Consider the following 25,261-nt stretch of genomic DNA (forward strand, 5'->3'; position numbering starts at 1 on the left):
ACTGAACAGAATCTGAGGAGAATCGTGGCCGAGACCACTGCCGAGCAGCCGCTCGAAGAGCTTGACATCGACAGCTACACCACCGAGTCCGAGGTCCCCGTCGAGGGCGAGTACACCTCGGAGTCCCTGGCCTCCCGCTTCGGCGAGCCGCAGCCGGCCGCCGGCCTGGGCCGCCGCAAGAACGCCATCGCCCGCGTCCGGATCGTCCCGGGCACCGGCAAGTGGAAGATCAACGGTCGCACCCTTGAGGACTACTTCCCGAACAAGGTGCACCAGCAGGAAGTCAACGAGCCGTTCAAGGTCCTGGAGCTTGAGGGCCGTTACGACGTCATCGCCCGCATCGCCGGCGGCGGTGTCTCCGGCCAGGCCGGTGCGCTGCGTCTCGGTGTCGCCCGTGCGCTGAACGAGGCCGACGTCGACAACAACCGCGGCCCGCTGAAGAAGGCCGGCTTCCTGCGCCGCGACGACCGTGCGGTCGAGCGGAAGAAGGCCGGTCTGAAGAAGGCCCGCAAGGCTCCGCAGTACAGCAAGCGCTAAGCTTCGCTGCCTGCTCGTACGTGGTACGGGCTTCGGCCCCGCGTACTCCGAACGCCCCGGCGGCACGCCACATGTGCCCCCGGGGCGTTCGCTTATCCCAGCCAAGGGCGTATAACGGCACAAGACGCTCAAAGGCTTGTGTGATCGGATACCGGGTCGCCTGCCACCCGACGCGGCGCGGTCCGCTTCCGACATCGATGCTTCCTCAGGAGGACAAGTGGGACGACTCTTCGGCACGGACGGCGTGCGCGGTGTCGCCAACGCGGATCTGACGGCCGAGCTGGCGCTGGGCCTCTCCGTCGCCGCGGCGCATGTGCTGGCCGAGGCGGGCACCTTCGAGGGCCACAAGCCGACGGCGGTGGTCGGACGGGACCCGCGCGCGTCCGGGGAGTTCCTGGAGGCGGCGGTGGTGGCCGGCCTGGCCAGCGCGGGCGTGGACGTCCTGCGGGTCGGCGTGCTGCCGACGCCCGCGGTGGCGCACCTGACCGGCGCGCTCGGCGCCGACCTCGGTGTGATGCTTTCCGCCAGCCACAACGCCATGCCGGACAACGGCATCAAGTTCTTCGCCCGCGGCGGCCACAAACTCGCCGACGAGCTGGAGGACCGGATCGAGGCGGTCTACGACTCCCACCGGCACGGTGAGCCCTGGGAGCGGCCGACGGGGGCCGGCGTCGGCCGCGTACGGTCGTACGAGGAGGGCTTCGAGCAGTACATCGCCCATCTGCTGGCGGTGCTGCCCAACCGGCTCGACGGTCTGAAGATCGTCCTGGACGAAGCGCACGGCGCGGCCTCGGGGGTCTCGCCGGAGGTGTTCGCCCGGGCCGGCGCCCAGGTCGTCACGATCGGTGCCGAGCCGGACGGCCTCAACATCAACGACGGCTGCGGCTCGACCCACCTGGACCTGCTCAAGGCCGCGGTCGTCGAGCACGGCGCGGACCTCGGCATCGCGCACGACGGTGACGCCGACCGCTGCCTGGCCGTGGACCACACCGGCGAGGAGGTGGACGGGGACCAGATCCTCGCCGTGCTCGCGCTGGCGCTGCGGGAGCGGTCCGCGCTGCCCGCCGACACGGTGGTGGCCACCGTGATGTCCAACCTCGGCTTCAAGCTGGCGATGGAACGCGAGGGCATCCGGCTCGTGCAGACGGCCGTGGGCGACCGGTACGTCCTGGAGGAGATGAAGGAGCACGGCTACTCCCTCGGCGGCGAGCAGTCCGGGCACGTCATCATCCTCGACCACGCCACCACCGGCGACGGCACGCTGACCGGCCTGCTGCTGGCGGCGCGGGTCGCGCAGACCGGCCGTACGCTGCGGGAGCTGGCCTCCGTCATGGAGCGGCTGCCGCAGGTCCTGATCAATGTGCCGGACGTGGACAAGTCGCGGGTGAGGACGTCCGCGGACCTCGCCGCCGCGGTCACCGAGGCGGAGCGCGAACTCGGCGAGACCGGGCGGGTGTTGCTGCGGCCGTCGGGCACGGAGCCGCTGGTGCGGGTCATGGTCGAGGCCGCGGACATCGAGCAGGCCCGGGCGGTCGCGGGGCGGCTGGCCGACGCGGTGAAGGCGGCGCTGGGATAGTTCGGACCGGGGCGGGGCGACAACCCCGCGCCGCGTCACGGACGTTGCCGCCGGTGCCTCCAGAAGTACTTCTGGGCGAGCAGCGTGACGGTCCCCGCCAGCACGATGCCCAGCATGTTCAGCAGGAGCTGGACGGTCGAGCCGCTGGTCTGTGACATGTCGCCGTAGGCCAGCGCCACCGCCGCGTTGGCCGCGGCCGGGACCGTGGTCACCGAGATGGCCACGCCCACCAGCGCCCCCGACTTCGCGGAGGTCAGCGAGAGGGTGCCGGCGACGCCGGCCAGGACCGCCACGATGAACGAGAAGGCGTCCGGGGCGTACACGAACGCGGTGTTGGGCCGCTCGCCCTCCAGGCTGGACCGGTGGAACAGGCCGAGGGCGTCCATGACCACGGCGAAGCCGCCCGTCACCGCCATCGCCACGGCGAAACCCACCAGCAGGGCGGTCAGCGACCGCAGCGCCAGCCGCGGCCGGCGCCGGACCAGTGCCGTGCTGATGCCGGCCAGCGGGCCGAACTCCGGGCCCACCGCCATCGCGCCCACGATCAGGATCGCGTTGTCCAGGACGACACCGCAGGCGGCGATCATCGTGGCGAGGGTGATGAAGGCGAGGTAGGTGACCGAGAGCGTCGACTCCTCGTGGGTGGCCTCGGTCAGGCCCTCCCACAGCACCGCGTCCGCGCCCTCGCCCGGCGCCTCCTCCTCGGCCTCCTCGGCCCGCCGGGACAGCGACAGGCCGATGTCCTCCACGGCGATGGAACCGGTGTCCTCCAGGCCCAGCCGCCGTAGCCCGGCGATGAGTTCGTCACCCGCCTCGCGCGCCACGTCGCACAGGACGAGGTCGCCGACGGGGTCGCGGGCGGTGCCGGGCAGGACGACGAGGTGGGTGGTGCCGACCGTCCGCTCGATCAGCCGCACCACCTCCTCGGTCCGCTCGGCCGGGGAGATCAGGCGCAGATGCAGCATGCGCCCATCCAACCGGACCGGTTACAGCTTGCGCAGCCGCAGCCGCTGCACCTTGTGGTCCGGGCCCTTGCGCAGGATCAGGGTGGCCCGGCCGCGGGTCGGGGCGATGTTCTCCACCAGGTTCGGCTGGTTGATGGTCCGCCAGAGCATGCGCGCGTAGTCCAGGGCCTCCTCCTCGGAGACCTGGGTGTACTTGCGGAAGTACGACGACGGGTTCTGGAACGCGGTCTGCCGCAGCTTCCGGAAGCGGCTGAGGTACCAGCGTTCGATGTCCTCGGTGCTCGCGTCGACGTACACGCTGAAGTCGAAGTAGTCGGCGAGACCGACCCGGGTACGGCCGTCCTTGCCGGGCAGCGCGGGCTGGAGGACGTTCAGGCCCTCCACGATGAGGATGTCCGGGCGGCGGACGACGAGCCGTTCACCCGGCACGATGTCGTAGATCAGGTGGGAGTAGACCGGCGCGGACACCTCGTCCTTGCCCGCCTTGATGTCGGCGACGAAACGGGTGAGGGCCCGGCGGTCGTAGGACTCGGGGAAACCTTTCCGCGACATCAGGCCGCGGGCCTCCAGCTCCCGGGTGGGCAGCAGGAAGCCGTCCGTCGTGACCAGTTCCACGCGAGGGTGCTCGGGCCAGCGGGAGAGCAGGGCCTGGAGCAGGCGGGCCACGGTGGACTTGCCGACGGCCACGGAGCCGGCGACGCCTATCACGAACGGGGTGCCGGACTGGGAGCCCTTTTCCCCGAGGAACGTGTTCAGCGCGCCGCGCAGGCCGTCCGTGGCGCCGACGTAGAGGTTGAGGAGCCGGGAGAGCGGGAGGTAGATGTCCCGCACCTCGTCCAGGTCGATGACGTCACCCAGACCGCGGAGCTTCTCCACCTCCTCGGCGCTGAGCGGCAACGGTGTCTTGTCGCGCAGCGCGCTCCACTCGGCGCGGGTGAGATCGACGTAGGGAGTCGCCTCCGGCCTGTGCCGGTGGGCGCTCCGGGGCATCGGGGAGACCGGTGAGATCACAGTCCATTGTTAACGGAGTTTGAACGGGCTGGGGGGTGGGGTGGGTCACGTGGCCTCCGGGGCAGACCCGACGGTGTCCCTCCCCGACCCGTTCGGAAAGGGACACCATCCGTCCCGCTACGGCCGCTCGACCAGGTACTTCACGTTGTCCACGACGAACTCGCCGTACCGGAGGGCCGATCCGACGGCTTCCAGCCTCCGGTACCGCTCCGGGGACAGCGAAGCGTCCGGCGCGTGCGTCATCGTCCTCAGCAGCACCCGGAACGCCAGGTCCGGGGTGCAACGGCGCGCGCAGTCGGTGAGCGCGGCACGGACCTCGGGGTCCAGGAACCGCGCCGCGTCGATCTCGTCGAGGACCGCGTCGAGGCAGGCGGCGCCGTCCTCCGCGTCCGCGCCCGTGAACGGGCGTACCTCCGAGGCCGACAGCCGCGCGTCAGACAGCCCGACGAGCGTCCGCGTCCACTCGGCCGCGCCTCCCAGCCACTCGATGTTCGGCATGTGTTCCGCACCGGCGTACCACAGCACCTTCAGCGCGGGTGAGGGAAGGAGGCCGAGAGTCCGAGCGTCCCGGCGCAGCGCCAGCGCCTCCTCGTCGCACGAGGACCTGAGCTGTCTTGCGACGACATCGGCGGCGTTGTCCCCGTCGTGATACCAGTCCTGATGGAAGTAGCCCATCACCCGGGAGACACCGAAGTCGAAATCCGTGTAACGCGGCATCCTGTCCCCCTCTCAGCTCGGATAGCACGTCTGTACATAAAATCCGTTTTTGTGTCCTGGTGCTCGTACGAGCTTGATGAAATACCCATTGCCTGTTGCCCTTACTGTCCTGTCAGGGTAGTAAGCGTTGCCAAGTGAGTTCCTCGCCCCGAAGCTGCCTCTCCAGGTCAGGTCCGGATCTCTGGTCTTCGTGAGCCAATTCTTGATCCTCTTGGCATTGTTGGACAGCGCGTAGTCGACGACTTGTTGAGCGGTCTGCTGGTCGATGAAAAGGCTGTTGGGTGTGATGTGACCGAGTTTTGCTGTCTTCTCGATGGCCAGTTCCACGGCCTTCTCACTGGTGACGACCCCGGCTGTGTGCTCGTCCAGCGTGTGGGCCAGCCCCGAGAACTTCTTCGCGTCGTAGACGAGGTCATTGCAGTTGTGGACCAGGACAGGACTGTCACCCGCCACGGCGTAGAAGGTGTGCAGGCCGGCGACGGTCAGGTCGTACACCGTCTGGGGCCTGGTCTCCTGCCGGTCGGTCAGTTCGGCCACGATGCGTATGCCGCCAGGGGTGCGCAGGGTGTCTCCGGGGCGGAGATCGGATGCCATGGTCCAGCCGCGGCCGACCACGAACAGCCGGTGTCCTGGCGTGCTGGTGAGACGGCCACCGTCGGTCAGTGCCACGTCGATCAGGTCGGTGGTGCCGTGGTGGAACGTACGGGTGACGGGCTCGCCCTGTGTCCGCCCGGCCTCCGGATCGGTGGCGAGCAGCAGGTCACCGGTCCGCACGTCACGCAGTGCCTTGCGGCTGCCGTCGGCCAGGATCACGTTGGTGTGCCCGGGAAAGCTGTTCACCGAGCACGCCGTACGGACTTCCTCGTAGATCGCGACCTGCTTCTCGATCGCGGCGACCGCCGCCGCGTCCACGCCTTCCAGGGCCTTGAGGGTCTTGAACGCGTCCCGGACGCCGACGCCGGTGACGAACGCGGCGTCCACGGCGCGCAGGGCCTCGGCGATGGGGCGGATGATCTTTCCCGCGGAGAGGGAGATGATGTCCACGGTCGCCCAGGCGCAGCCGCCCAGGCTTCCGCTCTCGCCGCCGGGCACGATCTTCTGGGCGCATGTGATCCAGCTGCCGAAGAGGATGTCGACCGGGTCGACGTTCTCCTGGAACTCCGCGATCGTGATCGTGTGCGAGACCGTCTGGGACAGGTTGTTGACCTTGACCTGGCCCAGGTAGTCCGTCGCGTCGGTCGGGCAGGTGTACTGCTGCGGGTTCGGATCTTCCGTGGTGCAGAGATAGAGGTCGAGGGTCGCCGTGAACCGGATCTTCGCGGTGATCGTGCAGTCGCCCTTGTAGAAGAGCTTGCTGATCCAGTTGTCACAGCTCTTCGTCTTGCTGACGACCTCCGGGCTGCCGGCCCGCTCGACACGGTCGATGACGTAGAAGACGTTGCCGATGGAGCCGCGCTCGTCGGCGACGGTTCCGGTGCCGATCTGCCGGGCCTTCTCAGCCTTCTCCGCCCTGTCGGCAGCGGTCTGGGCCTCCGCGGCGTACTCGTCGGCGTCCTTCGCGGCCTGTTCGGCCTCGGTCGCGGCGGTATCGGCGCGGTCGGCCGCGGCTCGGGCCTCCTTGGCAGCCTGTTCGGCCTGGACGGCCGCTGAGCGGGCGGCTTCGGCGTCGAGTTCGGCCGCGTCGGCGGAGGCGCGGGCGTCCTTGGCGTGGCTCTCGGCCCTGCCCGCTGCCTTGTCGGCGGCCTCGGCGTCCTCGGTGGCCTGCTTGTCGTACCCGATGGTGCGGGTCAGCGACGAGGCGGCGGCCGATGCGGCCTTGGCGGCGTCGGCCGCGTAGCCGAGGGCCTCCTTGGCGTACGTACGGGCGTCGGAGGCGTGCTTGGCGGCGTCGGCCGCGTGCTGATAGGCCTCCTTCGCGTCGCCCTTGGCCTGGTCGGCGAGGTTCTTGGCGGCCTGGGCCTCGGCGGCGGCCCTCTTGGCGTGCGCGTCGGCGACGGCCTGCTGTTGTTCGGCGATCGACTTCGCCGCCTGCCCGGTCAGCACGACGAGACCGGCGGCCGAGTCGGTGGCGACATAGGGGGAACCGAGCTGGATGGCGTCGTTGGCGGGAGCGGCGACCTGCTGGGCCGCCGTATGGGCGTCCACGGCCGCCTGGGCGGTGACATGGGCGAATCCGGCGGCCCTCGACGCGGCGGCCACCGCCTTGCCGGCTTCCTGGTGGGCGGTGTCCGCCTGAGTCTTGGCGTCCTTGGCGTGTTCGTCGGCCTCGTCGGCGAGTCGGACGGCCGTCTTCGCCTCGGCGGCGGCGTATTGGGAGGCCTTGATGGCCTCCGCGGTGGCGTCGGTGGCGGTCTTGACCGCCGCGTCCGCCTTGAGCTTGTCGGCCTGGGCGGCGTCCGCGTCGGAACGGGCCCGCTTGGCCGCCGCCTCGGCGCGGGTGGCCGCGGCATCGGCGTCGGCCGACGCCTGGGCGGCGGCGTCGGCATCCGAGCGGGCTCGCTTCGCCGCTGCCTCGGAGTCGTCGGCGGCCTTGTCCGCGTCGTTCGCGGCGGCGCGGGCCGCTTCGGCGGCAGTACCGGAGTCGAGCGAGTCGGCGTAGGCCTCCTTGGCATAGGCCTTGGCACGGGCCGCCTCGGCCTTCTGCTCGGCGTCCCAGGCATCGTCACGCATGTCCTGGGCGTGGTCGCGCGCCTTGACCGCGTCGTCCCGCTTGCTCGCGGCCGTCTTCTCCGCTGCCTCGGCCTTGTCCTTGGCGTCCTTGGCGTTCGCCGCCTCGGACTCGGCGTTCTTCTTGTGCTCGGCGGCCTCGGCGCGCTTGGCGGCGGCCTTCTCCTTCTCCGCCTGGGCCGTCTTTTCCTCGGCCTCGGCCGCGAGCCGCTTGGCGTGCGCGTCGGCGGCAGCCGCCTTGGCGTCCCCCTCGGCCTTGAGCGCGTCGGCGAGTCTGGCCTCCGCGGTTTCCTTGTCCTGCTTGGCGTTGTCCCGGTGCACCCTGGCGGCGTCCGCGGCAGCCTGGGCCTGCGATTCGGCAGTCTTCGCGGCCTCCTTGCGGAACTCCGCCTTCGCCTGTGCGGCCTGTGCCAGCGCACGCTGGGTGATGGTCGCGCTGTCCCCGGCGGCGGCACGGGTCGCGGCCTCGGCCGTCTCACCGGCCTTCTCCAGCGCCTCCAGCGCGGCCACCGCTCCCTTGGTGACCTGGTCCTTCTGCTGGCCCACGAGGAGCCCGCGGCCCCGCGGTGTGCCATTGGCGTCCGCGATCCCGTACGCGGACTGGATCGCCGCGTCCGACAAGGCCGCGGCCTTTCGCGCGGCCGCGAGCTGGGCCCTGATCGCGACCCGTTGCGGCCTGGTGTTCTTCTGGGCGGTGACGATCTCGGCCCTCACCTTGTCGAACTGCGCCTTGTCCGGGTAGCCCGACGTGGCGTCACCGTTATGGTCCGAGGGGGTGATGTCGAACTGCTGCGCGTCCGTGCCGTTGCAGGTGTAGAGCTGCGCGTCGTTTCCGCTGGCGAAGGTGTGCAGGTCCAGGCACTTGCCTGTACCGGCGTTCTTCAGGCTGGTAGTACCGCGGATCGTGGTCTGCCAGGTCTGGGACGGAGCTGAGTCGCACGACCAGATCTGGATCTTCGTGCCGTTCGCCGGGTTGTTCTTGTCGACGTCGAGGCACCTGTAGGTCGCCAGGTTCATCAGGTGGAGGTTGTCGTCGCTGCCGTAGAGCTGCCACTGCTGCGCCGGCGAGCCGTTGCACGTGTAGATCTGGACCGGCGTACCGTTCTGGTCCTTACCGCCCTGGACGTCAAGGCATTTGCCCTGTGCGGCGTGCACCTCGATGACGGTCGGACTGGTGCCTACCCAGCCGACGCCCCCCGGCATCCAGTAGGCCTGCCACCGTGCGAGGCGGTCCGCGGTCCAGGAGTTCCCCAGGAGGTTGCCCACGGCCTTCGCGCCCTTGGCGAGGGCGTCGACCGCGGTCTTGTTGGCGTCGATGATCTGGTTGCGCTGGGTGGCCTGGGAGACGATTTCCTGCTGCCACTCGTCGGCGGCAGCGGACGTGATGTCGTCGAGCACGTTGCCCGGGACCAGTGGGTCACGCCAGCCGCACGCGGCGAAGCGTGACTTGATGTCCTCCACGGCGATACGGAACTCCGGAGCCCCCGGCTGCGGAGCCGTGCGCGGGAATCCACCGGAGGAGAGGAAGATACGGGCATCGTCCGCGCCCATGCCGTCGATGGGGTCGAACAGGTAGTCGAAGGCCCGGTACTCGTCGTACGCGCGCTCCCGCGTGGACGGATCCGGGACCCATTCGGGGAGTTTCCCGTACAGCGGGCCGCCGAGTTCCTCGACCGCCTTGCGTGTCTGGTCGTCGGCCTGGGGAGTGGCCTCCTCGTAGAAGTCGTAATCGGATTGCCAGTACCGGGCGGCCACCCAGGCGGTCAGACCCGTTTGGCTGTAGAAGCCGTCCTTGCCGTCGGGCGGGGTGGAGAACTCAAGGAAGGAGAAACCGCCGGGAGCCGTGAGGCCCTTCAGGGGCTTTGCCCAGTCGTGCCGGAGAGCGTCCAGTTCGCTCTCCTCCTGGTCGGCTGCGTCCCGGTCCTTCTTGAACGCGACAGCGAGCGGGGTCTGCTCCCAATGTTGCCGGTCGGCGAGCGCATGCAGCTTGTCGGCGGGCTGGTTCAAGCCGTCCTGGGCGGTCGCGGCCATCGACGCGCCACCCAGCCGCAGGACGTCGCTCATCAGACACTGGTCCTGCCGCAGTTGTTCCGCGGCGGTGTCCTCGTACCACCCGTAGGTTCCTGCCGGCTCGGCGGGCAGTCGTACCGAACCAGGCTGCACCGCGATGCCGAACACGACGGCCAGTGCGGCAACGGAGGTCACGGCAGAGGTCAGCCCGCGTAATCTCCGTCTTCCGGGCGGGCGTAAATATGGTTTCAGGCGCACGGAAGAGCCCCTTTCTGCATGCGTCAGAGGTGTGGGCCGGAAGGCGGCCGCAGCGCACGGAGAAGCGGTGGTGCTGGAAAGCGCCTCAGAAACGCGGCGTGCGGGAGACGTTGGTGCCCGCGGTCAGCCGGTACGACGGCATGGTGGTGCGCTCCCTCCCCGTGAGCGACACCGTTCCCCCGGCCGCTCGATGATGCGCGTGGTGGCGGAGGGGGTCAGGCTCCGCCGGAGCGCGGCGCTACCTTAGGCACGCGTCCGCGGGTTCGGACAGGCGTTTACTTTCCGGGCTCGGCCCGGCTGACGCAAAGTTGTGTGACTCGTTTCTACGGTCGTTACGGTCGAGGTGCTCGTTGACCAGCCCGTATCGACATGTGGTAGCCGTGTGTTCCTTGTGTGGGGGTGGTGTGGGAAGGGTGCCGGACCCCTGATGTTGGCCGACTTCCGTCCCCCGTCGGTTCAGGGCGGGAGCCCTCGGTGGTCCTTCGTACGACGGTGGGAATTTCTGATTCCGGGCAAGCTACGGCCGTTTCTGATCGGTTGTGGCCCTTAGGCTGCCGCTCATGTGCGGAATCGTGGGATACGTAGGGTCACAGTCGGCGCTGGATGTCGTGATGGCCGGGCTGAAGCGGCTGGAGTACCGGGGGTACGACTCGGCGGGGGTCGCCGTGCTCGCGGACGGGGGGCTGGCCGCCGCGAAGAAGGCCGGGAAGCTGGTCAACCTGGAGAAGGAACTGGTCGAACGGCCGCTGCCGACCGGATCCACCGGCATCGGGCACACCCGCTGGGCCACCCACGGCGGACCCACGGACGCCAACGCGCACCCGCACCTGGACAACGCGGGCCGGGTTGCCGTGGTGCACAACGGCATCATCGAGAACTTCGCCGTACTGCGCGCCGAACTAGCCGAGCGCGGGCATGAGTTGACGTCGGAGACGGACACCGAGGTGGTCGCCCACCTGCTCGCCGAGGAGTTCTCGGTCACCGCCGACCTCGCCGAGGCGATGCGGCTGGTGTGCCGCCGGCTGGAAGGAGCGTTCACCCTGGTCGCGGTGCACGCCGACGAGCCGGACGTGGTGGTCGGCGCCCGCCGCAACTCCCCGCTGGTGGTGGGCGTCGGCGAGGGCGAGGCGTTCCTGGCCTCCGACGTCGCCGCGTTCATCGCCCACACCCGCTCCGCGATCGAGCTGGGCCAGGACCAGGTGGTCGAACTGCGCCGGGACGGCGTCACGGTGACCGGCTTCGACGGCCGCCCGGCCGACATCCGCTCCTACCACGTGGACTGGGACGCCTCGGCCGCCGAGAAGGGCGGCTACGACTACTTCATGCTCAAGGAGATCGCCGAGCAGCCCAAGGCCGTCGCCGACACCCTGCTCGGCCGCATCGACCCCTCCGGCTCGCTGACCCTGGACGAGGTGCGGATCAGCCCCTCCGAACTGCGCGAGGTCGACAAGGTCGTCATCGTCGCCTGCGGTACGGCCTTCCACGCCGGCCTGATCGCCAAGTACGCCATCGAGCACTGGACCCGCATCCCCTGCGAGGTCGAGCTGGCCAGCGAGTTCCGCTACCGCGACCCCATCCTGGACGGCCGCTCCCTGGTGATCGCCATCTCCCAGTCCGGCGAGACCATGGACACCCTGATGGCACTGCGGCACGCCCGCGAGCAGGGCTCCAAGGTGCTGGCGATCTGCAACACCAACGGCTCCACCATCCCCCGCGAGTCCGACGCCGTGCTGTACACGCACGCCGGCCCCGAGGTCGCCGTCGCCTCGACCAAGGCGTTCCTCACCCAGCTCGTCGCCTGCTACCTGGTCGCCCTGTACCTCGGCCAGGTGCGCGGCACCAAGTGGGGCGACGAGGTCCACGCGGTCATCAAGGACCTGTCCCGGATCTCGGACGAGGTGGAACGGGTCCTGGAGACCATGGAGCCGGTCCGGGCGCTGGCCCGCACCCTGGCCGCGAAGAACACCGTCCTCTTCCTCGGCCGGCACGTCGGCTATCCGGTGGCCCTGGAAGGCGCGCTGAAGCTGAAGGAGCTGGCGTACATGCACGCCGAGGGCTTCGCGGCCGGCGAGCTGAAGCACGGCCCGATCGCGCTGATCGAGGAGGACCTGCCGGTGGTGGTGGTCGTCCCGTCCCCGCGCGGCCGGTCCCTCCTGCACGACAAGATCGTGTCGAACATCCAGGAGATCCGCGCGCGCGGCGCCCGCACCATCGTCATCGCGGAGGAGGGCGACGAGACGGTGGTCCCCTACGCCGACCACCTGATCCGCATCCCGGCCACGCCGACGCTGCTCCAGCCGCTGGTGGCCACCGTGCCGTTGCAGGTCTTCGCCTGCGAACTGGCCACCGCCCGGGGCAACGAGGTGGACCAGCCACGGAACCTGGCGAAGTCCGTCACGGTGGAGTGAGGCGGCGGGAAACGGAACGGGGCGGACGGCCCATCGCCGTCCGCCCCCGGTCTTCCCGCCCGGCCCGGCCTTCTCGCCCGGCCTTCTCGCCCGGTCGGTCCGGGCCGGCGGTCACCAGTTGATGCAGGTCTTCGGCACCCAGCCGGTCTTCTTCTCGCCGCCGTAGTACCACAGGTTGCTCTTCTTGCCGCAGGCCGTGTACGAGCCGCCCTTGTAGGCCTTGCCGTCGTTGCAGACCGTGCCCTTGCGGCCCTTGCCCCAGATGCCGACGGCCGTGGCGGACGTCTTGGGCGAGGTGCGGACGTTGACGGTCTCCTTGGCCTTGACGTTGATGATCGCCTTGCTGCAGTCCCTCGGCAGGGACGCCGCGGAGGCGGAACCGGCGGTGGCGACGGTCCCGGTGAGGGCCGTGCCGACGAGTGCGGCGGTGGTGAGCGCGCTGCCCAGGAACCTCGACTTCAAAACGCTGTCCTCCCGTTGTGTGCGTGGGCGCCCGCGCTGACGCGCGCGACGCCGGTCAACAGGAAGGCTACTGGGAACGAGCCCGGCCGTGATCTTGAGGGCGTCGTCCGCGCGGGCGCTCAGTGGACGGAGAAGCCGCCGTCCACGTGGATCGACTGGCCGGTGACATAGGCGGAGGCACCGCTCGCCAGGAACACCGCCGCGCCCGCGAAGTCCTCGGCCAGGCCGTTGCGGCCGGTCATCGTGCGCGCGGCCAGGGCCGCCACCCGCTCCGGGTCGCCCGACAGCCGCGCGTTCAGCGGGGTCATCACAAAGCCCGGCACCAGGGTGTTGCAGGTGACCCCGTGCCGCGACCAGGCCTCGGCCTGGGAACGGGCCAGCGCCTCCAGCGCGCCCTTCGACACACCGTAGGCGCCGCTCTGCACGAACGCCCGGTGCGCCTGCTGGGAGCTGATGTGGATGATCCGGCCGAAGCCCCGCTCGGCCATCCCCGGCCCGAACCGCTGCCCCAGCAGGAACGGCGCCTCCAGGTTCACCGCCATGGTGGTGTCCCACACGTCCTCGTCCAGCTCGCCCAGCGGCGGACGCAGGTTGATCCCGGCGGAGTTGACGAGGATGTCGGGCTCCCCGAACACGGCCGCCGCGTCCTCGGCGGCCGCGCGCACTCCGTCCCGGCTGCCCAGGTCGCCGCTCACCCAGGCCGCCCGGCAGCCGTCCGCCGTCAACTCGTCAACGGTCTCGGCGAGTTCGCCTTCGCGCCGGGCCGCGATCACGACACTCGCCCCGGCCCGCGCCAGCGCGCCCGCGATGGCCCGTCCGATGCCCGAGCTGCCCCCGGTCACCAGCGCGACACGGCCGTCCAGCGAGAACAGGCCGGAGAGATAAGCGTTCGATGAGGTCATCTGCGCAGCGTAGGCGACGTGGCGTCGCCCGGACGCCGCCGGCCGGGGTCGTAGGGTGCTCGGCATGAGCATCATCGGGGTGGGCATCGACGTCGCCGAGATCGACCGGTTCCGGGCGTCCCTGGAACGGACGCCGGGACTGGCCGACCGGTTGTTCGTGGAACGCGAACTGCTGCTGCCCAGCGGGGAACGGCGCGGCATCGCCTCGCTGGCGGCCCGGTTCGCCGCCAAGGAAGCGCTGGCCAAGGCGCTGGGGGCGCCGCCGGGACTGCACTGGACCGACGCCGAGGTGTACGTGGAGGACAGCGGGCAGCCCCGATTGCGGGTGAAGGGCACGGTGGCCGCGCGCGCGGCCGAGCTGGGCGTGCGGGCCTGGCACGTGTCGCTCAGCCACGACGCCGGGGTGGCCTCGGCCGTGGTGGTCGCCGAGGGCTGACCGCGTCGGCGCCGGGGTGTGGACGGCGGGGAATCGGGGGCAGACTCGGTGCCATGCGTACTGCGTACAGCGTGGAGACGGTGAGGACGGCCGAACGGGCCCTGATGGCACGGCTTCCGGAGGGCGCGCTGATGCAGCGGGCCGCCGCCGGGCTGGCCGCCGCCTGCGCCGGCCTGCTCGGGCGGGTGTCCGGCAGCCGGGTGGCGCTGCTGGTCGGCAGCGGCGACAACGGCGGGGACGCCCTGTACGCGGGGGCCCGGCTGGCCCGGCGCGGCGCCGGGGTGACCGCCGTCCTGCTGTCGCCCGGACGGACCCACGAAGGAGGGCTCGCCGCGCTGCGCCGGGCGGGCGGCCGGACCGTCCCGGCGGACCGGGGCGAGGAGGCGATCGCCCGGGCCCGCCTGGTCGTGGACGGCATCGTCGGCATCGGCGGCAGGGGTGGGCTGCGGCCGGACGCCGCACGGCTGGCCGAGGCGGTCGCGCGGTCCGGGGCCGCCGTCGTCGCCGTGGACCTGCCCAGCGGAGTCGACGCGGACACCGGGGAGGTGCGGGGGGCCGCGCTGCGCGCCGACCTGACCGTCACCTTCGGCGCGTACAAGCCCGGACTGCTGGTGGATCCCGCGCGGGAGTACGCCGGAGTGGTCCGGTTCGTCGGCATCGGCATCGAACCGCCGCCCGCCGGCGCCGTACTCCAGGCACTGCAACACGCCGACGTGGCACGGCTGTTGCCCACTCCGGAGGCGGAGAGCGACAAGTACCGGCGCGGCGTGGTCGGGATCGCGGCGGGCTCGGCACGCTACCCGGGCGCGGCCGTGCTGGCGGTGTCCGGGGCGCTGCGCGGCGGGGCCGGGGCCGTACGGTACGTCGGCCCGGCCGGGGACGCGGTCCTCGCGCGCTTCCCGGAGACCCTCGTCTCCGACGCCGGACCCGCCAAGGCCGGCCGGGTGCAGGCGTGGGTGACCGGGCCGGGCGCCGGGGACGACGCGGCCACCGTGGCCGAGGTGCTGGCGGCCGACGTGCCCGTGCTGCTCGACGCGGACGGGCTGCGGCTGGCCGACCGGGACGCCGTACGGGGGCGCGGCGCGCCGACCCTGATGACCCCGCACGCGGGCGAGGCCGCCGCGCTGCTGGGGGTACGGCGGGAGGAGGTCGAGGCCGCCCGGCTGGCCGCGGTGCGCGAACTGGCCGCGCGGTACCGGGCGACGGTCCTGCTGAAGGGCTCCACCACCCTGGTCGCCGGCCCCGACGGCGGACCCGTACGGGTCAACCCCACCGGCACCCCCTGGCTGGCCACGGCCGGCAGCGGCGATGTCCTCTCCGGCCTCGCCGGCTCCCTGCTGGCGTCCGGCCTGGCCCCCCTGGACGCCGGGAGCGTGGCCGCGTACCTCCACGGCCTGGCGGGCCGCTTCGCCGCGGACGGCGCCCCGACGGGAGCGCATGACGTGGCGACCCGGATCCCCCAGGCATGGCGGAGCGTACGGGACTGAGACACCGCGCTCCCGAGCCCGGCCCCGGGCGTCGGCGGCCGTCGGGGCGTCGGGGATTGGGGTGCTGCCTCTCCGGGGTTGCTGTCCTGCCGGAGCCGGCCGGGTGCGGTGGTCATCGGGGTGTACGGGTCGGGGTGCCCGTTGCCTCGGTGCGTGGTCGGGGCCGGGCGCCGGGGGGCGTCGGCGGGCTCTGAGAGACTGGGGCGCGATGACTGAGACAGCAGCTGAGCCGACCGCCGCCCTGCGCGCCCGCGCCGAGATCGATCTGGGCGCCCTGCGCGCCAACGTGCGCGCCCTGCGCGCCCGGGCGAAGAGCGCCGCCGTGATGGCCGTCGTCAAGTCCGACGCGTACGGCCACGGCGCGGTGCCGTGCGCCCGTGCCGCCCTCGCGGCCGGTGCCACCTGGCTCGGCACGGCCACCGCCGAGGAGGCCCTCGCGCTGCGTGCCGCCGGGCTGTCCGGCCGCCTGCTGTGCTGGCTGTGGGTGCCGGGCGGCCCCTGGCGGGAGGCCGTCGAGGCCGACATCGACGTGTCGCTGAGCGGGATGTGGGCGCTGCGCGAGGTCACCGCCGCCGCCCGCGCGGCGGGCCGGCCCGCGCGCGTGCAGCTCAAGGCCGACACCGGGCTCGGCCGCAACGGCTGCCAGCCCGGCGCGGACTGGGCCGAGCTGGTCGGTGCCGCGCTGCGCGCCGAGGCCGAGGGACTGGTCCGCGTCACCGGACTGTGGTCGCACTTCGCGTGCGCCGACGAGCCGGGGCACCCGTCCATCGCCGCCCAGCTCAGCCGGTTTCAGGAGATGGTGGCCTACGCCGAGCAGCGGGGCGCCCGGCCCGAGGTGCGGCACATCGCCAACTCGCCGGCCACCCTCACCCTGCCCGAGAGCCACTTCGACCTGGTCCGCACGGGCATCGCGATGTACGGCGTCTCGCCCAGCCCGGAACTGGGCACCCCGGCGGACTTCGGACTGCGCCCGGTGATGACGCTCAGCGCCTCGCTGGCCCTCGTCAAGCACGCACCGGGCGGCCACGGCATCAGCTACGGCCACCACTACGTCACCCCCGGCGAGACCACCCTCGGCCTGGTCCCGGTCGGCTACGCGGACGGCATCCCGCGGCACGCCTCGGGCACCGGGCCGGTGCTGGTCGACGGCAAGTGGCGGACGGTCGCCGGACGGGTCGCCATGGACCAGTTCGTGGTGGACCTCGGCGGCGACGAGCCCCCGGTGGGGACCGAGGCGGTGCTCTTCGGACCGGGCGACCGGGGCGAGCCCACCGCCGAGGACTGGGCGCAGGCCTGCGGCACGATCGCGTACGAGATCGTCACCCGCATCGGCACCCGGGTTCCGCGCGTCCATGTGAACGAGCGGGAAGCCGGGTAACCCGTCCCGGAACGCGGCCCCGGAACGGACACCGGCCGCACCGGCAAGCGGCCCGGTGCCGCAGGCGGCGCTCCGGTACCGCAGGCGGCGCTCCGGGACCACCGGCGGTGCTCCGGGACCACCGGCGTCACCGGGCCCGCCGGCCACCGGGCGGCACCGGCCGTTGCACCCGTCCAGGCACTCCAGCAGGGGAAGAGGAGCGGTACGTGAGCGAGAGCAGCGCGGAGACCGTGGCGGACGTGGTCGCCTCAGCCGCCGCCGCCTCCGCCGCGGGGGCGGCCGGGAGCTGGCGCCGGGCGACCGGGATCGCCGGTGCCGCGCTGGGCGTGCTCGCCGCGGGCGCGGCGGCCGGCGTCGCCGTGGAGCGGATGACGGTGGGGCGCGGGATGCGCCGCAAGGCCCGGCTGGCGCTGGACGCGGCGGGCCCGTACGGCACCCTGCGCGGCACCCCCGGCAAGGCGTACGCCGACGACGGCACCGAGCTGTACTACGAGGTCGACGAGGCCGAGCCCGACCCGGGCCCGGACGTCTCCCCGCGCCGGCGCCGGCTCTTCGGCCGCAAGGCGCCCGCCCCGGTCACCGTCGTCTTCTGCCACGGTTACTGCCTGAGCCAGGACTCCTGGCACTTCCAGCGGGCCGCCCTGCGCGGCGTCGTCCGGTCCGTGTACTGGGACCAGCGCAGCCACGGCCGGTCCGGGCGGGGCGTGGCCCAGACCCGGGACCGGGAGCCGGTCACCATCGACCAGCTCGGCCGGGATCTGAAGGCGGTGCTCGACGCGGCCGTCCCCGCCGGCCCGGTGGTGCTCGTCGGCCATTCGATGGGCGGGATGACGGTGATGGCGCTGGCCGCCCAGTACCCCGAGCTGATCCGGGACCGGGTGGTCGCCGCCGCCTTCGTGGGCTCGTCGTCCGGACGGCTCGGCGAGGTCAACTTCGGGCTTCCGGTGGCCGGCGTCAACGCGGTGCGCCGGGTCCTGCCCGGGGTGCTCCGGGCGCTCGGCCGGCAGGCGGAGCTGGTGGAGAAGGGGCGCCGGGCCACCGCCGACCTATTCGCCGGGATCATCAAGCGGTACTCGTTCGCGGGCCGGGAGGTCGACCCGTCGGTGGAACGGTTCGCCGAGCGGATGATCGAGTCCACGCCGATCGACGTCGTCGCCGAGTTCTACCCGGCCTTCGCCGACCACGACAAGACCGAGGCGCTTCGCTGCTTCCGGGACGTGCCGGTGCTGGTGCTGGCCGGCGTGCAGGACCTGGTCACGCCCAGCGAGCACAGCGAGGCCATCGCCGGCCTGCTGCCCGACGCCGAGCTGGTGCTCGTGCCGGACGCCGGGCACCTGGTGATGCTGGAGCACCCCGAGCAGGTCACCGACCGGCTCGCCGATCTGCTCACCCGCGCGGGAGCGGTGCCCGCAGGGGCTACCGTAAGTGGCTATGGAACGACCAGCAGCACCGGCAGCGCACCAGGCCGCTGAGATCAGGCTGACGATCACCTCCCCCGAGCGGATGCGGGAGCTGGGCCGACGGCTGGCCAGGCTGCTGCGCGCGGGCGACCTGGTGATGCTCAGCGGGGAGCTCGGCGCGGGCAAGACCACCCTGACCCGCGGGCTCGGCGAGGGGCTCGGCGTACGCGGCGCGGTGACCTCGCCGACCTTCGTCATCGCCCGGGTACACCCGTCCCTCGGCGACGGCCCGCCCCTCGTGCACGTCGACGCCTACCGTCTGGCCGGCGGCCTGGACGAGATGGAGGACCTGGACCTCGACGTCTCGCTGCCCGACTCGGTGATCGTCGTGGAGTGGGGCGAGGGCAAGGTCGAGGAACTGACCGAGGACCGCCTGCAGATCCTCATCCACCGTGCGGTCGGCGACACGACGGACGAGGTCCGGCACGTGACGCTGACGGGGCTGGGGGAGCGGTGGTCGAAGGCGGACCTGGAGACGCTGACGGGCTGAGCGGCCCCGCTCCCAAGGGGCGCGGGGAACACGGTGCTCCGGACGGGCGCGGGGAGCACCGCGCGTGACCGCCGCGGCGCCGCACCCGGCGTAAGCCGCCGGTCACCGGATCACCACCACCGGCACCCCGATGGTCGCGAAAGCCCACATCGCGTCGCCGTCCGCCCGGCTCTCCCGGATGCCGCCCGTCTTCACGTTCGGGTCGGCCGCCATGCCCGAGCCGCCGCGCACCGCCGCGCTGAACCCGATCACCACCCCGTCCACGCTGGTGAACCGCACCACGTGCTCGACGGGCAGACCGTCGGTGCCGGTGGCCGCGTTGGAGCGGGAGGTGACCCAGTACGTGCCCGGCGCCGGGTCGACGCTGCCCGGCCGCACCGTGAAGGTGCGCCGCACCCGGTTGCCGGGGGCGACCAGCCAGACCCGGTCGTCGTCCACCGAGTACACCACCCGTTCACCCGTTCCCGAGCCGTCCGGCAGGGCCGTCGGGCGGTGCTGGTCCCGGGGCGCCTTCGCCGCCGCCGCGGACGCGCTCGCCGCCGGCCCGTCGCGCAGCGCGGCCGGCACGGTCGCCTGGGCCTTGAGCGCCAGGAAACCGACCGTTCCCAGGGCCGCCGCGGTGAGGCCGGCCACGATCACCGAGCTGGTCCCTGCCACCTGCGCCCACCTCTGCTTCGCGTCTGTTTGGTGTTCTTAGGGCTATATGTCGTATTCATCCAGACCGTAGCAGCCGGTGACCGTTCGTCCCGGGCGGCCGTGCGCGAGCCGCGAGCGCCGTAGGCTGTTCGCGTGCTCTTGCTCGCTCTGGATACCGCCACACCCGCCGTCACCGTCGCGCTGCACGACGGCACGGACGTCATCGCCTCGTCGAGCCAGGTGGACGCGCGCCGGCACGGAGAGCTGCTGCTGCCGGCCGTCGACCGGGTCCTCGCCGAGGCCGGACTGAAGCTGGAGGCCGTCACCGGCGTCGTCGTCGGCACCGGGCCCGGCCCCTACACCGGTCTGCGCGTCGGCCTGATGACCGCGGACACCTTCGGCCTCGCGCTCGGCGTCCCGGTGTACGGCGTGTGCACGCTGGACGGCCTCGCCTACGCCGCCGACATCGAGAAGGGCCCCTTCGTCGTGGCGACCGACGCCCGGCGCAAGGAGGTCTACTGGGCGACGTACGCCGACTCCCGCACCCGGCTGACCGATCCGGCCGTGGACCGCCCCGCCGACATCGCCGCGCGGGTCGCGGGCCTTCCCGCGGTCGGCGCGGGCGCGCTGCTCTACCCCGACACGTTCCCGAGCGCCCACGAGCCCGAGCACGTGTCCGCCGCCGCGCTCGCCTCGCTCGCGGCGGAGCGGCTGGCCGCGGGCGAGGAACTGCCCGCGCCCCGGCCGCTGTACCTGCGCCGCCCGGACGCCCAGGTCCCCAAGAACTACAAGGTGGTCACCCCCAAGTGACACAGCCGGCACCTCCCCGACTGCGCGAGATGCGCTGGTGGGACATCGACCCGGTCCTGGAGCTGGAGCGGGACCTGTTTCCCGAGGACGCCTGGTCCCGCGGGATGTTCTGGTCCGAACTGGCCCACGCCCGGGGCCCCGAGTCCACCCGGTGCTATCTCGTCGCCGAGACCGCCGACGGCCGGATCGTCGGGTACGCGGGCCTGGCCGCGGCCGGTGACGTGGCCGACGTCCAGACCATCGCCGTCGCCCGCGACCACCAGGGCACCGGACTCGGCGCCCGCCTGCTGGCGGAACTGCTGCGCGCGGCGACCGCGTTCGAATGCCCCGACGTGATGCTCGAATGCCGGGTCGACAACGTCCGCGCCCAGAAGCTCTACGAACGCTTCGGCTTCGTCCCCGTCGGTTTCCGGCGCGGCTACTACCAGCCCGGCAACGTGGACGCCCTGGTGATGCGCCTGACCACCGGATCCGACAGCGGCTCCGCCGCCGGGTCCGCCCCCGTACAAGGAACCGAGAGCAATGACTGAACGACGCGACGAGCCTCTCGTACTCGGCATCGAGACCTCCTGCGACGAGACCGGCGTCGGCATCGTCCGCGGCACCACCCTGCTGGCGGATGCCGTCGCCTCCAGCGTCGACGAGCACGCCCGGTTCGGCGGCGTCGTGCCGGAGGTGGCGTCCCGGGCCCACCTGGAGGCGATGGTCCCCACCATCGACCGCGCGCTGAAGGAGGCGGGGGTCAGCGCCAAGGACCTGGACGGCATCGCGGTCACCGCGGGCCCCGGTCTCGCGGGCGCCCTGCTCGTCGGCGTCTCGGCGGCCAAGGCGTACGCCTACGCCCTGGGCAAGCCCCTGTACGGCGTCAACCACCTCGCCTCGCACATCTGCGTGGACCAGCTGGAGCACGGCCCGCTGCCCGAGCCGACGATGGCCCTGCTGGTCTCCGGCGGCCACTCCTCGCTGCTGCTGTCCGAGGACATCACCTCCGACGTGCGTCCGATGGGCGCGACGATCGACGACGCGGCCGGCGAGGCCTTCGACAAGATCGCCCGCGTGCTGAACCTGGGCTTCCCCGGCGGTCCCGTCATCGACCGCTACGCCAGGGAGGGCGACCCGCGGGCCATCGCCTTCCCGCGCGGCCTGACCGGCCCCCGCGACCCGGCGTACGACTTCTCCTTCTCCGGCCTGAAGACCGCCGTGGCCCGCTGGATCGAGGCCAAGCGCGCGGCCGGCGAGGAGGTCCCGGTCCGCGACGTGGCCGCCTCCTTCCAGGAGGCCGTGGTCGACGTGCTGACCCGCAAGGCCGTCCGCGCCTGCAAGGACGAGGGCGTGGACCACCTGATGATCGGCGGCGGCGTCGCGGCCAACTCCCGGCTGCGGGCCCTCGCCCAGGAGCGCTGCGAGGCGGCCGGCATCCGGCTGCGTGTGCCGCGCCCCAAGCTGTGCACGGACAACGGGGCGATGGTGGCCGCGCTGGGCGCCGAGATGGTCGCCCGCAACCGGGCCGCCTCCAGCTGGGACCTGTCGGCCGACTCCTCCCTGCCGGTGACCGACCCGCACGTCCCCGGGCACGGCCATGGCCACGACCACGACCACGTGCACGAAGTCAGCAAGGAGAACCTGTACTCGTGACCGTCGCCTTGATGTGGGAGGCGCGGGCGGCCGAGGGGCGGGGCGCCGATCTGCTCGCCTGGGCCCGCGCCCAGCGCCTGGCCGAGGAGCCGCTGCGCCGGGAGACCTTCCGCGCGCCGCAGGACCGGGTGCTCGTCGTCACCTGGTGGGACGCGCCGTACGACGCCCCGCTGCCGGAGCTGCCCGAGCCGGACCCGGAGCTGGTGACGCGGGCCGCGCACCGGTGGCGGTTCGAGTCGGTGGCGGACGACTGAGACCCAGGGGCGTGAGGCTGCCGAGGCTGGTGTGACTGCCGGGGTTGCGGAGGCACCCCCTTCCTGCGCTATGATCATCACACAGCGAACGGCCGGAACACCGGCCCGGAGCAAGTGCGTTGGTGGTCCAAGGAAAGACGCCCCGCTTCCTGCGGGGAGATGCAGGTGCAAGGCCTGCCCGGCGCTCCACTCGACACCCCGCCCCCGGGATTACCGGAGGCGGGGTGTTCGCGTTGCGCCGAGAAGCGCGCGGGGGTTCGAATGTTTCGACCCGTGCGCCGAATGTTCCGAAGTGCCGTGCGGTGCACGGCACTTCGTCGTGCGCTTCCGCGCCGCTACGATCGCCGGTATGAAGCCTTCGAAGCCCGCAGAAACACAGACGGCGACGCTCGCCGAGATCGCCCGGGAGGCCGGGGTCTCCGCCCCGACTGTTTCGAAGGTCCTCAACGGCCGCGCCGACGTCGCCCCGGCGACCCGCACCCGGGTCGAGGAACTGCTGCGCTCCTACGGCTACCGGCGCCGGCGTGCCGAGGCGTCCCGCTCGCCGCTGATCGACCTCGTCTTCCACGAACTGGAGAGCGCCTGGGCGCTGGAGGTCATCCGGGGCGTGGAGAACGCGGCCAGGGACGCCGGGCTGAGCGTGGTGCTGTCCGAGTCGGCCGGCCGGCTCACCCCCGGCCGGACCTGGGCCGACCAGGTCGCCGCCCGCCGCCCGCACGGCGTGGTGCTGGTGCTGTCCGACCTCGACGAGTCCCAGCGGGCCCTGCTGACCAGCCGCTCCATCCCGTTCGTGGTGATGGACCCGGCCGGCGACCCCGGTCCGGACGTGCCCTCCATCGGCGCCACCAACTGGCAGGGCGGGCTCGCCGCCACCCGGCACCTGGTGGAGCTCGGCCACACCCGGATCGGCGCGATCAGCGGCCCGTCCCGGATGATGGGCAGCCGCGCCCGGATGGACGGCTACCGGGCGGCACTGGAGACGGCCGGGCTGCCCGTGGACCCCTCGCTGGTGCTGACCGGCGACTTCCACCACGACGCCGGGTACCGCCTGGGACTGGAGCTGCTGCGCCGCCCGGACCGGCCCACCGCCGTCTTCGCGGGCAACGACCTTCAGGCCCTCGGGCTGTACGAGGCGGCCCGGGAGCTGGGCCTGCGCATCCCGGAGGACCTCAGCGTGGTCGGCTTCGACGATCTGCCGGTGGCCCGCTGGGTGGGCCCGCCGCTGACCACCGTACGGCAGCCGCTGACCGAGATGGCCGAGGCCGCGGCCCGGCTGGTGCTGGAGCTGGGGCGGGCCGAGGACGAGCGGGCGGCGACCCGGGTCGAGCTGGCGACGAGCCTGGTGGTGCGCTCCAGCACCGCGGCACCGGCGACGTCCGGAAGCTGACGTTCCGGGGGGTCCGGTCCGGCGCGGCCGTCTTCCCGCGCCAACACCTCGCACGGCGGCCGGCGTTGGACCGTGGATGAGAATTTCACAAGAAAACCGGCTCGTGACGAAAGCGCTGACAATCCGTTCATCATTCGGACTTATGTTCCTGTCGTGACGCGACACGAGGAGCAAGGCGACGCGGGCAGACGGACGGGCCGGCGGTCCAGGGCGCTCAGGATCGCCGGCCTGACCCTGACGGGCACCCTGGTGCTGGCCGCCGCGGCGGCCGGCTGGGCGTACTGGCACCTGAACCACAACATCACGAGCGTCGACATCGACAGCGCGCTCGGCGACGACCGGCCCGCCCGCGCGATGCTCACCCCCGCACCCACCGCCCCCGCCGGCGCCTCCCCGGTGCCCACCGGCTCGCTGAACATCCTGGTCCTCGGCTCGGACTCGCGCAGCGGCGCGGCCAACCGGGAACTGGGCGGCGGGGACAGCGACGGCGCCCGGTCCGACACGGCGATGGTCGTACACCTCGACGCGGGCCGGACGACGGCGACCGTGGTCAGCATCCCGCGCGACACGCTCGTCACCCGCCCGTCCTGCCCGCTCGACTCGGGCGGCACCTCGGCACCGGCGTACGGCGCGATGTTCAACAGCGCCTACGCCGTGGGCGGTCCGGTGTGCGCGGTGAAGACCGTGGAGACCCTCACCGGCGTCCGCATGGACCACTACCTCGAAATCGACTTCTCCGGCTTCGCCCGGCTGGTCGACGCGCTCGGCGGGGTGGACGTCACCACCGGCCAGGACATCGACGACGACCAGAGCCACCTCCACCTCGCGGCCGGCACCCACCACCTCGACGGCACCCGGGCCCTGGCCCTCGCCCGCACCCGGCACGGCATCGGCGACGGCAGCGACCTGGGCCGCATAGGGCTCCAGCAGACGCTGGTGAAGGCCCTGCTGGAGCAGGTCTCCGACGCCGGACTGCTCACCGACCCGGCCCGGCTGTACCAGGTCGCCGACGCCGCCACCGCGGGCCTGACCACCGACACCGGACTGGACTCCCTGAGCGAGCTGATGAGCCTCGGCCGGAGCCTGGACGGTCTGACCGCCGACCGGGTGACGACCGTGACGATGCCGGTCGTCACGGCCCCCTCCGACCCCAACCGCGTGATCCCCGAGGAACCCCGGGCGAGCGAGCTCTGGGCGTCCCTGCGCTGACCCGCGGGGCGTTTCGGGGGCATCGGGGGGGCATCGGGGGCATCGGGGTGCTGTCAGGGGCGGCGGAAAAACTTCCCCGGAATTTTTTCCGGACGCGTGTCGATCCGGGCGTCTCCCGTTCGACGTACAGGTGAGCGGCGGGGAAAGGCCCCGCAGCCCGACCGAGGGAGACACCAATGCCCCGCTACCTGTCGCTCGTGCGCATCGACGAGACCACCGCGCCCGCCGAGGGCCCCAGCGCGGACCTGATGCGCCGGATGGGCGAGCTGATCGAGGAGATGACCAAGGCCGGCGTCCTGCTCGACACCGCCGGGCTGACCCCGGCCGCACAGGGCGCCCGGGTGGACTGGGACGGCGAGCGCGTCTCCGTCACCGACGGGCCGTTCACCGAGGCCAAGGAGGTCGTCGGAGGCTATGCGCTCATGCAGTGCAAGGACCGCGCCGAGGCCCTGGAGTGGACCCGCCGCTTCCTGGGCGTCCACGGCCCGGAGTGGACCATCGCCTGCGAACTGCGGGAGATCAACGAGGGCTGAGCCGCTTGGCCGAAGCCCCCGGACGGTGTTGCA

The 25,261-nt window shown here is 72.3% G+C and carries 22 protein-coding genes and 1 tRNA gene; 16 read left to right on the plus strand and 7 right to left on the minus strand.

What is annotated here, in order from left to right:
• Window positions 1-24 precede the first annotated feature (24 nt).
• The gene (gene rpsI, locus ABD350_RS21800) at window positions 25-537 is read left to right on the plus strand and encodes a 30S ribosomal protein S9 (RefSeq protein WP_003998795.1); all 513 of its coding nucleotides are present in this window, start codon (window positions 25-27) and stop codon (window positions 535-537) included.
• 217 nt (window positions 538-754) lie between these two features.
• On the plus strand, window positions 755-2,113 hold the full coding sequence (glmM, locus tag ABD350_RS21805; protein ID WP_344349906.1) for a phosphoglucosamine mutase: 1,359 nt from the start codon (window positions 755-757) through the stop codon (window positions 2,111-2,113).
• A gap of 35 nt (window positions 2,114-2,148) precedes the next feature.
• On the opposite strand, the gene ABD350_RS21810 is transcribed toward glmM, so the two are convergent.
• The 4 genes from ABD350_RS21810 to ABD350_RS21825 all read right to left on the minus strand — a co-directional run bounded on the left by ABD350_RS21810 (window position 2,149) and on the right by ABD350_RS21825 (window position 9,537).
• Window positions 2,149-3,078 carry a DUF389 domain-containing protein gene (locus ABD350_RS21810; protein ID WP_344349907.1) on the minus strand — a complete coding sequence of 310 codons (930 nt, stop codon included), beginning with the start codon at window positions 3,076-3,078 and terminating at the stop codon, window positions 2,149-2,151.
• A gap of 21 nt (window positions 3,079-3,099) precedes the next feature.
• Window positions 3,100-4,068 carry a type I pantothenate kinase gene (coaA, locus tag ABD350_RS21815; RefSeq protein WP_344350066.1) on the minus strand — a complete coding sequence of 323 codons (969 nt, stop codon included), beginning with the start codon at window positions 4,066-4,068 and terminating at the stop codon, window positions 3,100-3,102.
• 138 nt (window positions 4,069-4,206) lie between these two features.
• Entirely contained in the window at window positions 4,207-4,806 is a 600-nt protein-coding gene (locus ABD350_RS21820; RefSeq protein ID WP_344349908.1) for a hypothetical protein, read from the minus strand.
• Between the two features lie 12 nt (window positions 4,807-4,818).
• Complete coding sequence (locus ABD350_RS21825; protein ID WP_425584196.1) at window positions 4,819-9,537, minus strand: RICIN domain-containing protein; 4,719 nt, start codon at window positions 9,535-9,537, stop codon at window positions 4,819-4,821.
• 764 nt (window positions 9,538-10,301) lie between these two features.
• On the opposite strand from ABD350_RS21825, the gene glmS reads away from it, so the two are divergent.
• On the plus strand, window positions 10,302-12,149 hold the full coding sequence (gene glmS / locus ABD350_RS21830; RefSeq protein ID WP_344349910.1) for a glutamine--fructose-6-phosphate transaminase (isomerizing): 1,848 nt from the start codon (window positions 10,302-10,304) through the stop codon (window positions 12,147-12,149).
• A 111-nt stretch (window positions 12,150-12,260) separates the two neighbouring features.
• Here glmS and ABD350_RS21835 read toward each other — a convergent pair whose 3' ends face one another.
• Both ABD350_RS21835 and ABD350_RS21840 read right to left on the minus strand, forming a co-directional pair.
• Window positions 12,261-12,611: a hypothetical protein gene (locus ABD350_RS21835; RefSeq protein ID WP_344349911.1), complete on the minus strand. Its 351-nt coding sequence runs from the start codon at window positions 12,609-12,611 to the stop codon at window positions 12,261-12,263.
• 119 nt (window positions 12,612-12,730) lie between these two features.
• Window positions 12,731-13,513, minus strand: coding sequence for an SDR family NAD(P)-dependent oxidoreductase (locus tag ABD350_RS21840; protein ID WP_344349912.1), 783 nt, complete (start codon window positions 13,511-13,513; stop codon window positions 12,731-12,733).
• A gap of 64 nt (window positions 13,514-13,577) precedes the next feature.
• Here ABD350_RS21840 and ABD350_RS21845 point away from each other — a divergent pair, with 64 nt between their 5' ends.
• The 5 genes from ABD350_RS21845 (at window position 13,578) to tsaE (ending at window position 18,764) form a co-directional block, all read left to right on the plus strand.
• A complete protein-coding gene (locus ABD350_RS21845) occupies window positions 13,578-13,949 on the plus strand; it encodes a holo-ACP synthase (RefSeq protein WP_344349913.1) in 372 nt (123 codons plus the stop codon).
• Window positions 13,950-14,002: 53 nt separating this feature from the next.
• Window positions 14,003-15,436, plus strand: a complete 1,434-nt coding sequence (locus tag ABD350_RS21850) for an NAD(P)H-hydrate dehydratase (RefSeq protein ID WP_344349914.1) — start codon at window positions 14,003-14,005, stop codon at window positions 15,434-15,436.
• 208 nt (window positions 15,437-15,644) lie between these two features.
• On the plus strand, window positions 15,645-16,814 hold the full coding sequence (gene alr / locus ABD350_RS21855; protein WP_344349915.1) for an alanine racemase: 1,170 nt from the start codon (window positions 15,645-15,647) through the stop codon (window positions 16,812-16,814).
• A 206-nt stretch (window positions 16,815-17,020) separates the two neighbouring features.
• On the plus strand, window positions 17,021-18,286 hold the full coding sequence (locus ABD350_RS21860; RefSeq protein ID WP_344349916.1) for an alpha/beta fold hydrolase: 1,266 nt from the start codon (window positions 17,021-17,023) through the stop codon (window positions 18,284-18,286).
• Complete coding sequence (gene tsaE, locus ABD350_RS21865) at window positions 18,246-18,764, plus strand: tRNA (adenosine(37)-N6)-threonylcarbamoyltransferase complex ATPase subunit type 1 TsaE (protein ID WP_344349918.1); 519 nt, start codon at window positions 18,246-18,248, stop codon at window positions 18,762-18,764. Before ABD350_RS21860 ends, tsaE begins: the two co-directional genes overlap by 41 nt.
• A 102-nt stretch (window positions 18,765-18,866) precedes the next feature.
• Here the strand turns inward: tsaE and ABD350_RS21870 are convergent, their stop codons facing one another.
• On the minus strand, window positions 18,867-19,421 hold the full coding sequence (locus ABD350_RS21870) for a hypothetical protein (protein ID WP_344349919.1): 555 nt from the start codon (window positions 19,419-19,421) through the stop codon (window positions 18,867-18,869).
• A gap of 132 nt (window positions 19,422-19,553) precedes the next feature.
• Here ABD350_RS21870 and tsaB point away from each other — a divergent pair, with 132 nt between their 5' ends.
• The 8 genes from tsaB (at window position 19,554) to ABD350_RS21910 (ending at window position 25,228) form a co-directional block, all read left to right on the plus strand.
• Window positions 19,554-20,210, plus strand: a complete 657-nt coding sequence (gene tsaB / locus ABD350_RS21875; protein WP_344349920.1) for a tRNA (adenosine(37)-N6)-threonylcarbamoyltransferase complex dimerization subunit type 1 TsaB — start codon at window positions 19,554-19,556, stop codon at window positions 20,208-20,210.
• Window positions 20,211-20,239: 29 nt separating this feature from the next.
• Window positions 20,240-20,740: a ribosomal protein S18-alanine N-acetyltransferase gene (rimI, locus tag ABD350_RS21880; RefSeq protein WP_344350067.1), complete on the plus strand. Its 501-nt coding sequence runs from the start codon at window positions 20,240-20,242 to the stop codon at window positions 20,738-20,740.
• A complete protein-coding gene (gene tsaD / locus ABD350_RS21885) occupies window positions 20,733-21,845 on the plus strand; it encodes a tRNA (adenosine(37)-N6)-threonylcarbamoyltransferase complex transferase subunit TsaD (RefSeq protein WP_344349921.1) in 1,113 nt (370 codons plus the stop codon). The genes rimI and tsaD overlap by 8 nt, the downstream gene beginning before the upstream one ends.
• Window positions 21,842-22,099, plus strand: coding sequence for a hypothetical protein (locus ABD350_RS21890; RefSeq protein WP_344349922.1), 258 nt, complete (start codon window positions 21,842-21,844; stop codon window positions 22,097-22,099). Before tsaD ends, ABD350_RS21890 begins: the two co-directional genes overlap by 4 nt.
• A 116-nt stretch (window positions 22,100-22,215) precedes the next feature.
• Window positions 22,216-22,288 (plus strand) — tRNA-Gly (locus tag ABD350_RS21895).
• Between the two features lie 160 nt (window positions 22,289-22,448).
• Window positions 22,449-23,486, plus strand: coding sequence for a LacI family DNA-binding transcriptional regulator (locus tag ABD350_RS21900; protein ID WP_344349923.1), 1,038 nt, complete (start codon window positions 22,449-22,451; stop codon window positions 23,484-23,486).
• Window positions 23,487-23,639: 153 nt separating this feature from the next.
• Window positions 23,640-24,695, plus strand: a complete 1,056-nt coding sequence (locus ABD350_RS21905) for an LCP family protein (protein ID WP_344349924.1) — start codon at window positions 23,640-23,642, stop codon at window positions 24,693-24,695.
• 176 nt (window positions 24,696-24,871) lie between these two features.
• Complete coding sequence (locus ABD350_RS21910) at window positions 24,872-25,228, plus strand: YciI family protein (protein ID WP_344349925.1); 357 nt, start codon at window positions 24,872-24,874, stop codon at window positions 25,226-25,228.
• The last annotated feature ends 33 nt before the right edge of the window (window positions 25,229-25,261 follow it).

This window comes from Streptomyces nogalater (assembly GCF_039532885.1).
GTDB lineage: Bacteria > Actinomycetota > Actinomycetes > Streptomycetales > Streptomycetaceae > Streptomyces > Streptomyces nogalater.

Excerpts from the sequence above, each read along its gene's own strand:
- ABD350_RS21820 (WP_344349908.1), bottom strand. The coding sequence starts at position 4,806 with ATGCCGCGTTACACGGATTTCGACTTCGGTGTCTCCCGGGTGATGGGC.
- coaA (WP_344350066.1), bottom strand. The coding sequence starts at position 4,068 with ATGCCCCGGAGCGCCCACCGGCACAGGCCGGAGGCGACTCCCTACGTC.
- tsaE (WP_344349918.1), top strand. The coding sequence starts at position 18,246 with ATGGAACGACCAGCAGCACCGGCAGCGCACCAGGCCGCTGAGATCAGG.
- glmS (WP_344349910.1), top strand. The coding sequence starts at position 10,302 with ATGTGCGGAATCGTGGGATACGTAGGGTCACAGTCGGCGCTGGATGTC.
- alr (WP_344349915.1), top strand. The coding sequence starts at position 15,645 with ATGACTGAGACAGCAGCTGAGCCGACCGCCGCCCTGCGCGCCCGCGCC.
- tsaD (WP_344349921.1), top strand. The coding sequence starts at position 20,733 with ATGACTGAACGACGCGACGAGCCTCTCGTACTCGGCATCGAGACCTCC.
- ABD350_RS21825 (WP_425584196.1), bottom strand. The coding sequence starts at position 9,537 with ATGAGCGACGTCCTGCGGCTGGGTGGCGCGTCGATGGCCGCGACCGCC.
- ABD350_RS21840 (WP_344349912.1), bottom strand. The coding sequence starts at position 13,513 with ATGACCTCATCGAACGCTTATCTCTCCGGCCTGTTCTCGCTGGACGGC.
- ABD350_RS21810 (WP_344349907.1), bottom strand. The coding sequence starts at position 3,078 with ATGCTGCATCTGCGCCTGATCTCCCCGGCCGAGCGGACCGAGGAGGTG.
- rimI (WP_344350067.1), top strand. The coding sequence starts at position 20,240 with ATGCGCTGGTGGGACATCGACCCGGTCCTGGAGCTGGAGCGGGACCTG.
- ABD350_RS21845 (WP_344349913.1), top strand. The coding sequence starts at position 13,578 with ATGAGCATCATCGGGGTGGGCATCGACGTCGCCGAGATCGACCGGTTC.
- ABD350_RS21910 (WP_344349925.1), top strand. The coding sequence starts at position 24,872 with ATGCCCCGCTACCTGTCGCTCGTGCGCATCGACGAGACCACCGCGCCC.
- ABD350_RS21850 (WP_344349914.1), top strand. The coding sequence starts at position 14,003 with ATGCGTACTGCGTACAGCGTGGAGACGGTGAGGACGGCCGAACGGGCC.
- ABD350_RS21900 (WP_344349923.1), top strand. The coding sequence starts at position 22,449 with ATGAAGCCTTCGAAGCCCGCAGAAACACAGACGGCGACGCTCGCCGAG.